This window comes from Kribbella sp. NPDC020701, from assembly GCF_055562215.1.
Map to the genome: position 1 here is coordinate 1 of NZ_JBVHFT010000015.1, position 12,341 is coordinate 12,341.

Consider the following 12,341-nt stretch of genomic DNA (forward strand, 5'->3'; position numbering starts at 1 on the left):
GGTCCTTCGCAAGCCCAATTTTCCCTTACAGACAAGGCACTCTCGCCTTTTCACCTCACGTGTTGTCCAAATTCCCGTGAAACGCCGAGGCTAGGTAAGAGCCTATGCCGCGAGGGTCTGGGTCCGGTATCGCACCGGGCTCAGGCCCTCGAGTGCTAGTGAGATGCGGTGGTTGTGTACCGGCTGAGGTAGTCGTGGAGCGCGGCGGTGAGCGCGTTGGTGCTGGTGAACGTTGTGTGGTGGAAGAGTTCTTCTTTGAGGTGTCCGAAGAAGCTCCCGATGACTGCATTGTCGAGGCAGTTGCCCTTGCGGGACGTCGACTGGGTCGCGCCGGCGTCGGTGAGCAGGGCCTGCCAGGAGGGGTGTTGGTACTGGAATCCCTGGTCGGAGTGGACCAGGACGGCGTGACCGGGTTCGAGGGTTGTGAGTGCCTGCGTGAGGCAGGAGTTCGTCAGCGCGAGGTTGGGTGAGTCGCTGATGGAGCAGGCGATGATCTGCCGGTCGAACAGGTCCATGACCGGTGAGAGGTAGATCTTGCCTTGGCCGATGCTGAACTCGGTGACGTCGGTGACCCATTTCTGGTTCGGGGCGGTCGCGGTGAAGTCGCGGCCCAGCAGGTTCTCGGCGATCTTGCCGACCTCGCCCTTGAACGAGTTGTAGCGGCGGCGGCGCCGGACCAGGCAGACAAGCCCGAGGTGCCGCATCAGCTTGAGGACGGTCTTCTTCGCGACCCGCCACCCGGCGCGCACAGTTCACGGTGGACACGGCGATGCCCGGAGCGGCCCTTGTTCTCCTCGAACACGTCCCGGATGGCGGCCTTCAGATCGGCCTGTGGATCAGGCAGGGCGAGGCGGGCCTGGTGGTAGAAGAACGTCGACCGGGCCAGCCGGGCGACCTCCAGCAACACCTCCAGACGGTGATCGGCCTTGACAGCGATGACGGCTTGAGCCCGTCGCTCGCGCGCTCTCAAGGCCGCAATTTTCCCAGGTAGGCGTTCTCCGCCCGCAACCGCTCGTTCTCCCGGCGAAGCTGCTCCAACTCACTGGCCGCGTCCTGGTGTGCATCCCGGTGTGCATCCTGGCGTGCACCGTCTGGTCCTGACCGTGAGCCCGGCGGCCGCCCAGCCCGCTTCGGACGCAGCCCATCCTCGCCCTCGTTGCAGTACTTCCGGGCCCAGGTCTCGACCAGCTTCGGCGACGACAGATCGAACTCCTGCGCGACAGCGACCTTCGGCCCACCCGCCAGGAAGCGCCGTACCACCTCACGCTTGACCTCGAACGAGAAGACCCGTTTCGTCGGCTTCGTCACCAACGCTCCCATACCTCGAACCCGCCACCGGCCATACAACCGGCCCACCGCCGAATCCCCCACACCCAGCCGCGTCGCGACCGCATGCCTGGCCCAGCCAGCCTCGAACAACGCTACCGCCGCGACCCGCTGCTCCCCAGACAACCAACTACGTCCACCCGTACAACTGCTCCCCAGGAGTCGGAACCAAAAACCTCAGTCCAACTTCCGGGGAGCAGTTCAGTGATGGTGGTGCCCTCGGTCGTTGGGCCCCGGTCAGGGCGTGTAGCCGTCCGGTCAGGCTGCGGAGGTCGCCGTAGTGCGGGGGACCGGCTTGATGTGGGCGAAGGCACTGCGCGCGTTCCAGGTGGGGAAGGCTCGGACGAGCGACGACGGGCCGTGGAGCTGGATGCGGCGGTTGCGGGTGGCGTCGGCCCAGCTGAGCTGGCCGGCGTGCCATTTGACGAAGGCTTCGGCTTCCGCCGTGATGTAGAGGTCCTCATCGAGGCCGGGGTAGGTCTTGCAAAGCTCGGTGTCGCCGTGCTCGATCAGCAGCCAGTACCGCTCGGGGCGTTGGCGGCCGGTGAAGTCGAAGCGGACGACGACGCGCCCGCCAGGGAGCCGGTCTCGGCGCAGCAGGTTGCACATCGACCACAGGGCGACAAAGGGATCGAGGTGCTCGGGGGCGATCTCGAGCCAGGCGGCACCCCACTCGCCGAGCGACACGCAGACCTTGAACAGGCCCTGCCCCGCGGGTGCGAGCTCGTAGTGGCGCCCACGCCCGCCGGGCTTGAGTGCCGAGCTGACGATGCCGAACCGTTCGAGCTGCTTGAGCCGCTGCGAGAGCAGGGTGCGAGAGAGCCCGGGCGCGCCCTCCAGGATCTCGCTGAAGGTGCCGCACCCCAGATACAGGTTGCGGACGATCAGCGGCGTCCAGCGCTCGGCGAAGATCTCGGCGCCGCGGGAGATGGGGCAGTACTGGCCGTATGTCCTCACGACGCCAGTGTCTTGCGGCGGCTCTCGCGTGTGAAGTCCAGATTCTTGACTTCACGGCCCTGAGCGACCGCGATGCGATGGTGCCGTCGACAGCGAAACGGCCGGCGAGGTCGGCCACCCGAGCGAGAAGGTGACCGCCATGGAGATCGACGGGTTCCTGGGCCGGCTGATCACCGCCGACCACACCGACTACGACGCCGCCCGAGCGGTGTGGAACGGCGTCATCGACCGGCACCCCCGGCTGATCGCTTGCTGCAGTGGGACCGCCGACGTGGTCGCGGCTCTGCGCTTCGCCCACGACCATGACCTGGAGGTCGCAGTACGTGGCGGCGGTCACAACGTGGCCGGTACGGCGGTATGCGACGACGGGATCGTCATCGACCTCTCGGCGATGCGGGCCGTGTGGGTCGACCCCGCGGGCCGCACCGCCTGGGTCCAGGGAGGTGCCCTCTGGAGCGACGTCGACCACGAGACGCAGGCCCACGGTCTGGCCACCACCGGCGGCATCGTGAGCCACACCGGCGTCGCCGGGCTCACCCTCGGTGGCGGCCTCGGCTGGCTCATGCGCAAACACGGGCTCGCCGTGGACAACTTGCTGGCCGCCGAGGTGGTCACCGCCGAGGGCAGCATCGTTCGGGCGTCCACCGACGAACACCCCGACCTGTTCTGGGCCCTACGAGGCGGCGGCGGCAACTTCGGCATCGTCACCTCGTTCCAGTTCGCGCTGCACTCCGTAGGCCCGGACGTCGTCGCCGGTGCCGTCTTCTGGGCGGCCGAGGACACCGCGGAGGTACTGCGCTTCTACCGGGACTTCGTTGCCGATGCCCCCGACGAGCTCGGCAGCGTGGTCAGGCTCGGCACGGTCCCACCCTGGCCGGCCATCCCCGATGACCTGCACTGGCGGCCGGCGATCGCTGTTGCGTGCTGCTACGCCGGCGCCGTGGAAGACGGCGAGCGTGCCGTGCGGAGCCTGCGGCGGTTCGGGACGCCGCTCGCGGACCTGCTCGCGCCCACGCCGTACGTCGCGCACCAGAGTGCCATCGACGACACCGTTCCCCATGGCTGGCACTACTACTGGAAGTCCACGAACCTCGCCGGACTCTCCGACGACGCCATCGCTGTCATCGCCGAGCACGCCTACACCGCCGGTTCGCCCAGGTCGTACGCGGCGATGTTTCACATGGGCGGCGCCGTCGCCCGAATCCCCCACGACGCCACCGCATACGCCGGTCGCGATGTGGCCCACACCATCGTCATCGAAGGAGTGTGGTTGCCTGACCAGGCCGGCGAACTGGCCGCCGCCGAGACCGCGTGGGCGCGGCAGTTCCTGCAAGCCCTCCAGCCACACCGAGCCGCCGGCGTCTACATCAACTTCCTTGATGCCGACGACGACAGCAGTCGTATCCGAGAGGCATACGGCGATCACACCTACCGGCGGCTCGCCGAGGTCAAGGCCAAGTACGACCCCGACAACACCTTCCACCACAACAGGAACATCCACCCCACTTGAGGCATCAGGGCGTGCCTAGGCCTACCCGGGGGTTCGGATGCTGGGCTGCGGAGTACGAGTCATCGACAACGTGCGCACCAATCACCGCAACGGCGACCACGAAGACCGTGCGCTGCATAACATCCCCGTCTTCGACGCTACGCCAGGCCCCCGCTGCACTGGCAACGGATCAGTCGGCGGGCGGGCTTCTGTGGTGGGATGGTGCTCGATGAGCCGCACAGTGTTCTCCGTCCCCGATGTCAGCGCGGCCCTAGGTACGCCGGTGGCCGCAGTGGAGGTGCTGGACACGTTCGTGGCGTCGCAGGCTGAGGTTGTTCGGCTGCGACTGCGACGTACGGACGGCTCCAGTACCACCGTCATCGGTAAGCGGGCGAACGGTGCCGGGGCCACGGCGGCCCGCCAGGAGATCCGCTTCTTCCAGCAACTGGCACCGCAGTGGAACCATCCCGCGCCGCGGCTGCTCGGCTTCCAGGATCACGGCGACGACGTACTGCTGCTGTCCGAAGACCTGGGCGCAATGGGCTATCACGTTGTCGGTGCTGAGGTTTCGGACGCACAACTACACGGCGCGATCGACATGCTCGCCGACTTCCACGCCCACTTCTGGAACGACGTGCCGGACTACCTGAGCGGCGTTTCGGAGCCGTCGGTGACCAGTACGGCGCAAGCGTGGCCGCCCGACGTGATCACGCGCAATGCCGACGCGGTGCGCGGTGAGGCCGAGCGATTCTTCGCCACGACCTCCGAACTGGAGCCGGCGGAGCGCTCGGTCCTCGCGGAGGTCGTCGACGCGTGGGAGCGCCAGTTCCGGGCCCGCGTCGCCGACGGCCGTGCGATCACGCTCGTCCACGGCGACTTCCACTTCCTCGGCAACATCTTCTTCACCACGGGCGACCCGCGCCCGAAGGTGATCGACTGGTCCGAGCTGAAGCCCGGCCTGGCGCCACACGACCTGGCTTACTGCCTGACCGTCGTACCGTCCATCGATCGACTCAGCCGGGACCGCGAACTCTTGCGGCGCTACTGGGAGGCGTTGCGCAAAGCCGGTGTGAACGATTACAGCTGGGACCTCTGCTACTGGGACTTCCGGTTCTCCGTGATCAGCAATCTGTTCCAGTCGGTCTTCCAGCGCAGCGTGAGGTGGTACCGCACATCGCTCGCCGCCATCGATCTCCTCGACGGCCGCACGACCCTGATCAGCAAGCCGCCGTTGCTCTAGCCGGGTGAGTTGCCGGGGTCTATTTGCTGGGCGAGGTATTGCTGAGCGCCGACTCGTTCGATGGCGTCGAGTTGGGATTCGAACCAGTCGACGTGTTTCTCCTCGTCGCGGACCATGTCCTCGAAGACCGCGGCGGTGCCGTGGTCGCCGAGGTCGTGGCACTCCTTGGCGGAGGCGTTGAACTTCGCCACCGCGGAGTGCTCGCTCTCGAGGCCCAGCCGGAGCATCTCCTGGGCGTCCTCACCGACCGTCACGGCACCGAGCTTCTGCAGGTTCGGGTGACCGTCGAACAACAGGATGCGGTTGATCAGCTCGTCGGCGTCCTTCATCTCGTCGATGGACAGGTCGTAGAAGACCTTGCCGAGCCGGCCGAATCCCCAGTTGTCGAGCATCCTGGCTTCCAGGAAGTACCCGTTGATCACCGTCAACTCGAGTGTGAGCGCCTCGTTGAGCAGTACGACGACGCGTGGGCTAACCGGCTGCACCTGCCACCTCCGTGAATGAGGCTGCCGAGACCGACCTCCCATGCTGGCATAACAACCGCTTCAACGAGAAGACGCAGCCACCACAGTTCCGCCCGGCCCCGGTCGCCCCGCACACCTGCGCGACCGTACGAGCGCCGTCGTCGATGCTCTCGACGACGTCGCGGTCGCTGACGACCTCGCAGTGGCAGACGATCACGCAGGAAAGGCTACCCTAACCATCGCCGGCCAGTCACGATCGGCCACGGATATCGGACCAGAGGGATCATTTCATCCGCTGAGCGCCTCGGCTGCCAGGGTTCGGGGGTCTCCGGCGAGGGCGAGGTAGAAGAACTGGCGACCGGTTGCATTGGTACTGGCGCCCCAGGCGACGACCTCTTGAAGCGCAGAGGTCGCGCCCTGATCGTCGCCCTTTGAGCGCATGGCCGCCGCGAGGCCGACGCGGGCCAGGGCTGCGAACCAGCCAGCGCCGCCTGACTCGGCAGCCATCACCGCTTCGCGGCAGGCCCCCTCGGCCGCGGCCTGGTCGTCGTCGAGGAGAGCGGTCCGACCGAGCTGCACTAAGGCGAACGACACGTAGTGGTTCAGTTGGGTACGCCGGGCCGCGTGGACTGCTCGTTCGGCCTCTGCACGAGCTGTCGCGGTCTCGCCCCGGAGCTCCGCGACCCGGCTGCACAACAGATACGCCCAGCAGCGGAACGGTTTATAGCCGATCAAGGCAGCCCGGCTGAGTACTTCGTGACTCGCCGTGTCGAGCTCGTCCAAATCGCCGGTGCGGAGTGATCGAAGACAGGTGATGAGGTCGTTCGCGGCGACGTACCAGTGACTGCCCTTCGCATCCATCACCGCCCTCGCTTCGGTGAGCAGGACGGCACTCGCTGATGATCGCCCGCGACCTCCAGCGCCAGCCCGAGCGCCTGCTTGGACCAAGCGGTCGTCCACAGGTCAGCGGTCGCCGTGACGGCCTCCTCGCCCGCGGCGACGGCGTTCTCCAGATCGAACTGCTGGCCGGCCAGTTAGCAGATCACGGTCAGAGCTCGCGGCCGGATCGATGCCGCCGACGCGAGCCAGCGCCATCGCGGCCTCGATCGAGCAGCCGCCCTCGAAGACCGAGAGCAGGAAGTTCGCCGTCCGCACCCTCCCCTCCAGCCACTCCCCCCTTCGCCTCAATGCCCGACCGCCTCACCAAAGCATTGCTCACCTGACCACACAGAGAGGGCGTCACCCGAAGGTGACGCCCTCCTCGTCTCCCCGGAAGCCGAGCTCAGATGTGCAGCTCTGCAGGGAAACCGGTCCAACGCAGCTCTGCAATCAGATGCCGCATGTCGTTGTACAAGACGACCGAAGAGGGCTGGCCAGGAGCGTACAGAAGGACAGTCAGCGCGGCGTTTCAGTGGGCAAGGTTGAGCCACCGCCACTTCGGCGCATCCATGGCATGTCCCACGAGCCAGCCGAACAGAAAGTTGTGGGTCACCACCAGCTCGTGCCGATCGTCCTCGCCATCCACCGGCCCGGCAAACCGCTCCGGTGCCAGGCGGCCCAACACAGGTCCGCGCTCGAGCTCCTCGGCTGTCGACTGCTGGAGGAAGCCGAGCAAGGAATCCGCCGACTCCGCCGGCAGCTCGTCCCTCTCCGGCACGTAGGGGACATAGTCTCCGGCCTCTTCCGAAACCTCCTGTGGGACTTCCTTCTTAAGCTGCTCCTTGACCAGCTGTGCAGTCTGCGCCGCCCGCGGAAGCGGACCGTGATGAACGCTGGACAAAGGCACGTCCCGCAGCCGCCGCCCAAGCAACACCGCCTGCCGACGACCACGCTCACTCAACCCACTCCCATCCGCCAGCGCCTCACCATGCCTGACGAGATAGAGATAACGCGTCGCCGTCCTGCTCATCCGGTACTCCGTCCGCCCGCCAACGACTCCATCCCCTGATTGACGCCCTACGCACCGCCTCGGTTCAACGGGTACTGCTGCAAAAGCAAGTCGGGCAGGAGTTTGTGGTGGCGAGGGCCGGGTACCTGCGGAGTGGCTGGGGGCCTGGTATGTGGTCGTGCGGATCAGGATCAGGGAGGCAGCGATATGGCCGGAACAGGCGCTGCGGGCAGGTTGGTGAAGGCCTGGGGTAGCGGGGTGAAGGACTTACCTCGGAACACGACTTGGCTGCTGTCGAAGGCGTTGACGCCATTGGAAGCGACGAAGGACGCGGCGGGTAGCGCGACTCAGTCGGCAGGAAGCGGCCTGGTGGACATCGCTCGCCACGCGGGGGCATCCGTGATGGACGTGCTGCCCGTCGGCGACTCGATCGAGCTGAGGCTTCAGCGAGCCAGAGCCGCGGCCGACGAGGCCCAGCAGGCGGAGGAAGAGGCAGTTCGCGAGGCCGAGGAGGCGAAGGCGTACAGCGACGAGGCACGTCATGTCGCCGAACGGTGCCGAGCGTACGTGCGTGACGTGGAGCGGGAGCAGGCCCAGGAAGTCAACGACAAGGTCGGCGAAGCCCGCCGCGAGGCGGATGCGCGGGTCGAGCGGGCTCGGGCCTCCGCGCAGGCAGACGCCGACCGCATGGTGCAAAAGGCGAAGGCGGAGGCGGACGACCGGGTCGCGAAGGCCCGCGAGGAGGCCGAGGCGGCGCAGTCGAAGGCGAAGCAGACTATGGCCGACGCGACCGCCAGCCTCGCAGAGGCCAGGCGGCTGGCCGACGAGGCCACCGAGGCGACGAAGGCTGCGGCCGAGGAGGCACACCGGCAGGCCGCGCAGCTTGCCGCGAACGCCGATCGCGAGGCCAAGAGCGCCGATGAACGGGTCCGCGAGGCCGAACAGGTCCGATCTCGCGCCGCCGTACAGCGCAAGCGCAACGGACCGAGTCACGCCAAGGCCGACCTCACTGAGATGACCAAAACGGACCTGCTGAACCTCGCGACGGCCGAGGAGGTCAAGGGCAGGTCGGCGATGAGCAAGACCGAACTGGTGACCGCCCTCAAACGCTCGACCGGGTCGAAGCGGCGCTAGCCAGGAGTGGAGACGATCATGGGACTGTTGCACAGGAAGAGCCGGACGGAGCGAATCGTCGATCAGATCGCGACCGGCACGACGAAGGCGATGCGCCGTGGTGCGGTGCGCAATAGCCTCGCCGCAACTGCCGCGGCCATCGGTGTGAGCGCAGCCAGCGCTGTGGTCACCTCGCGGCGCCAGAAGGAGAAGAAATGAAGCTGCGCAGTCTGGCGCTGTTCGGCGTGGGGTACGTGCTCGGGGCCAAGGCGGGACGTGAACGCTATGTTCAGATTGTCGAGGCGGTCCAGAGGTCGTCGCAGCGGTTCGACGAGGCTCGCCGTCAACGCGGCAAGCCTTCCCGAGCGGGGAGCAACGGGCTCGACAGCTATCTGGATGAGACCAGCCGGAACTAACACCCTGGCCGGCGGCGCCGTCGTACGCACCTCGCTGGTCGCACGGCTGCTTGGATTGCGGCTTCTGACCGTCGAGGGGACGGTCCTGCTGTCACCGGTCTCGTTCCTCGACCCGCCTGCGGATAGTGCCCGCGCGCCGGCCCACGAGGGCAGCAAGACCCCGCCCAAGGGGATCGGGGCAAGGCTCGCTCCGACCGCGCGCTTGATCGACGAAAGCATCGACGATCTGCGGGCGCTGGACCACTGAGCGCGCGGACCGGAGTTAGCTGCTGAGGGGTTTGGTGAACATTAGGTTGGCGGCGTCGTCGTTGCGGATTGTTTCGCCTGGGGGGACTTGTTTGCCGTTGTAGACGAGGCCTCGGCCGTCGGGGAGGTAGCCGCGGCGTACGTACATTCGTTGGGCTGTGCCGTAGTCGGCGTAGAGGCCGACGCCGATGCCGACGGTGTCGGAACGCTCGGCGACCAGGGTCTCGGCGGCGTCCATGAGGGCGGTGCCGATGCCGCGGCGGCGGAACTTCGGCAGGACGTTGAAGTCCGAGATCTCCGGGATCCCGTTGAACGGCTCGTACGTCGACTCCCACCAGACGGTGACATAGCCGGCGAACTCGTCGTCTACGGTCGCCACCAGCACGTTACGCAAGCCGGACCGTTGGTCCGCCAGGTACTTCTCGTACTGCGTCACCGGCTTGTCCCAGCCGATTGCGGTGAACGCCGCCGAGATCACCACCGGGTCGTCGTCGCGCAACGCCCTGATCGCCAACTCGCCCACGAGAGATCCTCCGAGTCCCGGCATCCAGACGTCCGCAGGCTAGCCCGGCGCCGTCGACAAGGTCACGAGGTTTCTAGTCCGAAAATGAATGTCCGGAACGGGCCGCCCGACAGGGGGATCGGAGACTAGCCCATGGTTTTCTGGCCGTCGATGGTTTCCCGGATGATGTCGGCGTGGCCGGCGTGCTGTGCGGTTTCGGCTGTTATGTGGAGGAAGACGCGGCGGACCGTCCAGAAGACGCCCGGCGGCTGCCAAGGGGCGGCCGGGAGCTCGTAGCTGGTGTCGAGGTCGAGCGTGCGGACCAGGTCGTCGGTGGCGGCGGCGACCTTCTCGTACTCCGCGAGTACGCCGGCCAGCGTCTCCCCGTCGGCGAGGCGGAACTGGTTCTCCCACTCGGCGATCATCTCCGGGGTGTACTCGATCTCCTCGGCGACCTCCTTGCCGCCACCGCCGCCCTGCTGCGCGAATTCGGCCCACGACCGCTCGACCGCGGTGACGTGCTTGATCAGGCCGCCGACGGTCAGCGCGCTGACGGTGCTGCGGGTGTTCGCCTGCTCGTCGGTCAGCCCCTGCGCCGTGTGGCGCAGGAAGTAGCGGTGCTTGGCGAGGAAGTCGAGGATGTCGGCACGTTCCCCGGTCACGGTCTGCTCGTTCGTCGTCATACTCCGACCCTAGAAGCCATAGCGGTCAGTTTGTGACCTCTACTCAGAAGCGGTAGTGCAGAACGATGGTTCCCTTGCGGGACCACGAGGTGCTGCGAGCCTGGGCCCGGTAGTAGAGGCGCAGCGGGTTCGGGAAGCTGGCGACCTCGGGTTCGCGGCTGATCAGGATCTCCTTGATCAGTTGCAGCTTCGGGTTCCACTTCTCGAAGTCGCGCGGATCGTCGACACCGGGGAACTTGATCAGCTCAGCGACCGACGCGGTGCCGCGCGAGTGCCGCGCCGCGAAGACCGCGAACTTGGTGTAGCTGTTGAACACCATCTCGCCGCTGGGGAAGTGGGTGAGCAGCTGGTCGAACAGTCCCGCCAGCTCTTCCTGGCTGAGGAACCCCATCAGGCCGTCGGCCACGATGATCGCCGGCCGGTCGCTGGGTACGCCGTCCAGCCAGCCCTTCTCGGTCACGTCGGCACCGATGACGTGCGAGTGCGGGCGCTCCGGGATCAGCTCGCGGCGCGCGGTGGCGACGACCGGGAAGTCGACGTCGTACCAGTCGACGGTGTCCGGCGGGGCGAGCCGCTGCCGGCGGGTGTCGAGCCCGGCGCCCAGGTCGAGCCCGATGGCATTCGGGTTCCGGGTCAGGTACCTCGACGCCACCTCATCCATCTTCTTCGCCCGGATGGTCGCGTTGAGCAGCAGGTTGGTGCCGATGTTGAGCCGCTTGTAGTCGTAGTCGACCGTACGGACGATCTGGTCGGCCATGGCGTCACCGAGGACCGGACGTGGCGAGCGGTAGTCGAGTGCGCGGCAGCAGAGCGTCAACCACAGGCTGTCCTCGAGCGGCGTGAAGGCCGGAAGTGTGATCCCCATCGGGATCCTCCCTCCGATTGACGGGTGGACTTCGCGCCTACCCTGCCCGCCACCCCGCCGGCCGGCATCACCCCCACCGCATGATTTCGGGGCTCCTCAGATCGGCGGGCGAGGGTTAAGGTGTCGTGGGGGTGGCGAGGCCACCGAACCTGTTGTGGACAAAGGGTTTCGTGCTGATCGCCGAGACCGAGGGCCTGGGGCCGTGGGGAGCCTGTTCGGTCTGATTGAGTCATGCCTGGATGACCTTCTAAGGGGGCACCACCGTGGGAACGATCACGACCAGCGACGGTACCGAAATCTTCTACAAGGACTGGGGCGACGGGCAGCCGATCGTCTTCAGTCACGGATGGCCGTTGTCGGCCGACGACTGGGACAACCAGATGCTGTTCTTCCTGCAGCACGGTTATCGCGTCGTCGCGCACGACCGCCGCGGCCACGGCCGGTCCACGCAGACCGGCGGCGGTCACGACATGGACCACTACGCCGACGACCTCGCCGCGGTCGTCGAACATCTCGACCTGCACGACGCCATCCACGTCGGCCACTCGACCGGTGGCGGTGAGGTCACGCACTACCTGGCTCGGCACGGCGAAGGACGGGCTGCCAAGGCCGCACTGCTCTGCGCGGTGCCGCCGCTGATGGTGAAGACCGACGCCAACCCCGAAGGTCTGCCCAAGGACGTCTTCGACGACCTGCAGGCCCAGCTCGCGGCCAACCGGTCGGAGTTCTACCGGGCGCTGCCCTCCGGCCCGTTCTACGGGTTCAACCGGCCGGGCGTGGAGTCGTCCGAAGCGGTCATCGCCAACTGGTGGCGGCAGGGCATGATGGGCGGGGCGAAGGCCCACTACGACGGCATCGTCGCCTTCTCCCAGACCGACTTCACCGAGGACCTGCGGCGGATCACGATCCCGGTGCTGGTGATGCACAGCGAGGACGACCAGATCGTTCCGTACGTCGCTTCGGGCCCCAAGTCCGCCGCGCTCCTGCAGAACGGCGTCCTCAAGACCTACAAGGACTTCCCGCACGGTATGCCGACCACGCACGCCGATGTGGTCAACGCCGACCTGCTGGAGTTCCTGCGGTCATAGCCCGGCCCCTTCAGTTCGTCATGCATCAGCGCCCTCCCATGGCGACAGTCGCTTGACGAAAGGA

Annotated in this window: 18 protein-coding genes; 7 read left to right on the forward strand and 11 right to left on the reverse strand. The window is 66.9% G+C overall.

Going from position 1 to position 12,341, the window contains the following annotated elements; genetic code table 11:
- Positions 1-155: 155 nt before the first annotated feature.
- The 4 genes from ACZ3HV_RS30810 to ACZ3HV_RS30825 all read right to left on the reverse strand — a co-directional run bounded on the left by ACZ3HV_RS30810 (position 156) and on the right by ACZ3HV_RS30825 (position 2,283).
- Entirely contained in the window at positions 156-749 is a 594-nt protein-coding gene (locus tag ACZ3HV_RS30810) for an IS3 family transposase (RefSeq protein ID WP_465689298.1), read from the reverse strand.
- Positions 704-970: a hypothetical protein gene (locus ACZ3HV_RS30815; protein ID WP_465689300.1), complete on the reverse strand. Its 267-nt coding sequence runs from the start codon at positions 968-970 to the stop codon at positions 704-706. Before ACZ3HV_RS30815 ends, ACZ3HV_RS30810 begins: the two co-directional genes overlap by 46 nt.
- Positions 967-1,308, reverse strand: coding sequence for a transposase (locus ACZ3HV_RS30820; protein WP_465689302.1), 342 nt, complete (start codon positions 1,306-1,308; stop codon positions 967-969). The genes ACZ3HV_RS30815 and ACZ3HV_RS30820 overlap by 4 nt, the downstream gene beginning before the upstream one ends.
- 276 nt (positions 1,309-1,584) lie before the next feature.
- Entirely contained in the window at positions 1,585-2,283 is a 699-nt protein-coding gene (locus tag ACZ3HV_RS30825; protein ID WP_465689304.1) for a winged helix-turn-helix transcriptional regulator, read from the reverse strand.
- A 139-nt stretch (positions 2,284-2,422) separates the two neighbouring features.
- Between ACZ3HV_RS30825 and ACZ3HV_RS30830 the strand changes: the two genes are divergently transcribed.
- Both ACZ3HV_RS30830 and ACZ3HV_RS30835 read left to right on the forward strand, forming a co-directional pair.
- Positions 2,423-3,793, forward strand: a complete 1,371-nt coding sequence (locus ACZ3HV_RS30830; protein ID WP_465689305.1) for an FAD-binding oxidoreductase — start codon at positions 2,423-2,425, stop codon at positions 3,791-3,793.
- Positions 3,794-4,001: 208 nt separating this feature from the next.
- Positions 4,002-5,012, forward strand: coding sequence for an aminoglycoside phosphotransferase family protein (locus tag ACZ3HV_RS30835; RefSeq protein ID WP_465689307.1), 1,011 nt, complete (start codon positions 4,002-4,004; stop codon positions 5,010-5,012).
- On the opposite strand, the gene bfr is transcribed toward ACZ3HV_RS30835, so the two are convergent.
- The 4 genes from bfr to ACZ3HV_RS30855 all read right to left on the reverse strand — a co-directional run bounded on the left by bfr (position 5,009) and on the right by ACZ3HV_RS30855 (position 7,385).
- On the reverse strand, positions 5,009-5,497 hold the full coding sequence (gene bfr / locus ACZ3HV_RS30840) for a bacterioferritin (protein ID WP_465689310.1): 489 nt from the start codon (positions 5,495-5,497) through the stop codon (positions 5,009-5,011). The two genes, ACZ3HV_RS30835 and bfr, sit on opposite strands and share 4 nt — an antisense overlap.
- Positions 5,484-5,693, reverse strand: coding sequence for a (2Fe-2S)-binding protein (locus tag ACZ3HV_RS30845; protein WP_465689312.1), 210 nt, complete (start codon positions 5,691-5,693; stop codon positions 5,484-5,486). Before ACZ3HV_RS30845 ends, bfr begins: the two co-directional genes overlap by 14 nt.
- 71 nt (positions 5,694-5,764) lie before the next feature.
- Positions 5,765-6,337, reverse strand: a complete 573-nt coding sequence (locus ACZ3HV_RS30850) for a hypothetical protein (RefSeq protein ID WP_465689314.1) — start codon at positions 6,335-6,337, stop codon at positions 5,765-5,767.
- Between the two features lie 547 nt (positions 6,338-6,884).
- Positions 6,885-7,385, reverse strand: coding sequence for a histidine phosphatase family protein (locus ACZ3HV_RS30855; RefSeq protein ID WP_465689316.1), 501 nt, complete (start codon positions 7,383-7,385; stop codon positions 6,885-6,887).
- A gap of 348 nt (positions 7,386-7,733) precedes the next feature.
- On the opposite strand from ACZ3HV_RS30855, the gene ACZ3HV_RS30860 reads away from it, so the two are divergent.
- From ACZ3HV_RS30860 to ACZ3HV_RS30875, 4 genes are read left to right on the forward strand one after another with little or no spacing between them, the layout of a single operon-like run.
- The gene (locus ACZ3HV_RS30860) at positions 7,734-8,498 is read left to right on the forward strand and encodes a hypothetical protein (protein ID WP_465689318.1); all 765 of its coding nucleotides are present in this window, start codon (positions 7,734-7,736) and stop codon (positions 8,496-8,498) included.
- An 18-nt stretch (positions 8,499-8,516) separates the two neighbouring features.
- A complete protein-coding gene (locus ACZ3HV_RS30865) occupies positions 8,517-8,696 on the forward strand; it encodes a hypothetical protein (protein WP_465689320.1) in 180 nt (59 codons plus the stop codon).
- Positions 8,693-8,893 (forward strand): hypothetical protein, encoded by a 201-nt coding sequence (locus ACZ3HV_RS30870; RefSeq protein ID WP_360362532.1) that lies wholly within the window; start codon positions 8,693-8,695, stop codon positions 8,891-8,893. Before ACZ3HV_RS30865 ends, ACZ3HV_RS30870 begins: the two co-directional genes overlap by 4 nt.
- A complete protein-coding gene (locus tag ACZ3HV_RS30875) occupies positions 8,874-9,140 on the forward strand; it encodes a hypothetical protein (protein ID WP_465689322.1) in 267 nt (88 codons plus the stop codon). Before ACZ3HV_RS30870 ends, ACZ3HV_RS30875 begins: the two co-directional genes overlap by 20 nt.
- A gap of 15 nt (positions 9,141-9,155) precedes the next feature.
- Here the strand turns inward: ACZ3HV_RS30875 and ACZ3HV_RS30880 are convergent, their stop codons facing one another.
- From ACZ3HV_RS30880 to ACZ3HV_RS30890, 3 genes are all read right to left on the reverse strand, one after another.
- The gene (locus tag ACZ3HV_RS30880; RefSeq protein WP_465689324.1) at positions 9,156-9,662 is read right to left on the reverse strand and encodes a GNAT family N-acetyltransferase; all 507 of its coding nucleotides are present in this window, start codon (positions 9,660-9,662) and stop codon (positions 9,156-9,158) included.
- 125 nt (positions 9,663-9,787) lie between these two features.
- Positions 9,788-10,324, reverse strand: coding sequence for a DinB family protein (locus ACZ3HV_RS30885; RefSeq protein WP_360362523.1), 537 nt, complete (start codon positions 10,322-10,324; stop codon positions 9,788-9,790).
- Positions 10,325-10,367: 43 nt separating this feature from the next.
- Positions 10,368-11,189 (reverse strand): class I SAM-dependent methyltransferase, encoded by an 822-nt coding sequence (locus ACZ3HV_RS30890; RefSeq protein WP_465689327.1) that lies wholly within the window; start codon positions 11,187-11,189, stop codon positions 10,368-10,370.
- Positions 11,190-11,452: 263 nt separating this feature from the next.
- Between ACZ3HV_RS30890 and ACZ3HV_RS30895 the strand changes: the two genes are divergently transcribed.
- Complete coding sequence (locus tag ACZ3HV_RS30895) at positions 11,453-12,277, forward strand: alpha/beta fold hydrolase (RefSeq protein ID WP_465689329.1); 825 nt, start codon at positions 11,453-11,455, stop codon at positions 12,275-12,277.
- Positions 12,278-12,341: the final 64 nt, after the last annotated feature.

Coding starts and splice junctions, on each gene's coding strand:
- ACZ3HV_RS30830 (WP_465689305.1), top strand. CDS start 2,423: ATGGAGATCGACGGGTTCCTGGGCCGGCTGATCACCGCCGACCACACC.
- ACZ3HV_RS30835 (WP_465689307.1), top strand. CDS start 4,002: ATGAGCCGCACAGTGTTCTCCGTCCCCGATGTCAGCGCGGCCCTAGGT.
- ACZ3HV_RS30850 (WP_465689314.1), bottom strand. CDS start 6,337: ATGGATGCGAAGGGCAGTCACTGGTACGTCGCCGCGAACGACCTCATC.
- ACZ3HV_RS30855 (WP_465689316.1), bottom strand. CDS start 7,385: ATGAGCAGGACGGCGACGCGTTATCTCTATCTCGTCAGGCATGGTGAG.
- ACZ3HV_RS30865 (WP_465689320.1), top strand. CDS start 8,517: ATGGGACTGTTGCACAGGAAGAGCCGGACGGAGCGAATCGTCGATCAG.
- ACZ3HV_RS30870 (WP_360362532.1), top strand. CDS start 8,693: ATGAAGCTGCGCAGTCTGGCGCTGTTCGGCGTGGGGTACGTGCTCGGG.
- ACZ3HV_RS30875 (WP_465689322.1), top strand. CDS start 8,874: ATGAGACCAGCCGGAACTAACACCCTGGCCGGCGGCGCCGTCGTACGC.
- ACZ3HV_RS30885 (WP_360362523.1), bottom strand. CDS start 10,324: ATGACGACGAACGAGCAGACCGTGACCGGGGAACGTGCCGACATCCTC.
- ACZ3HV_RS30890 (WP_465689327.1), bottom strand. CDS start 11,189: ATGGGGATCACACTTCCGGCCTTCACGCCGCTCGAGGACAGCCTGTGG.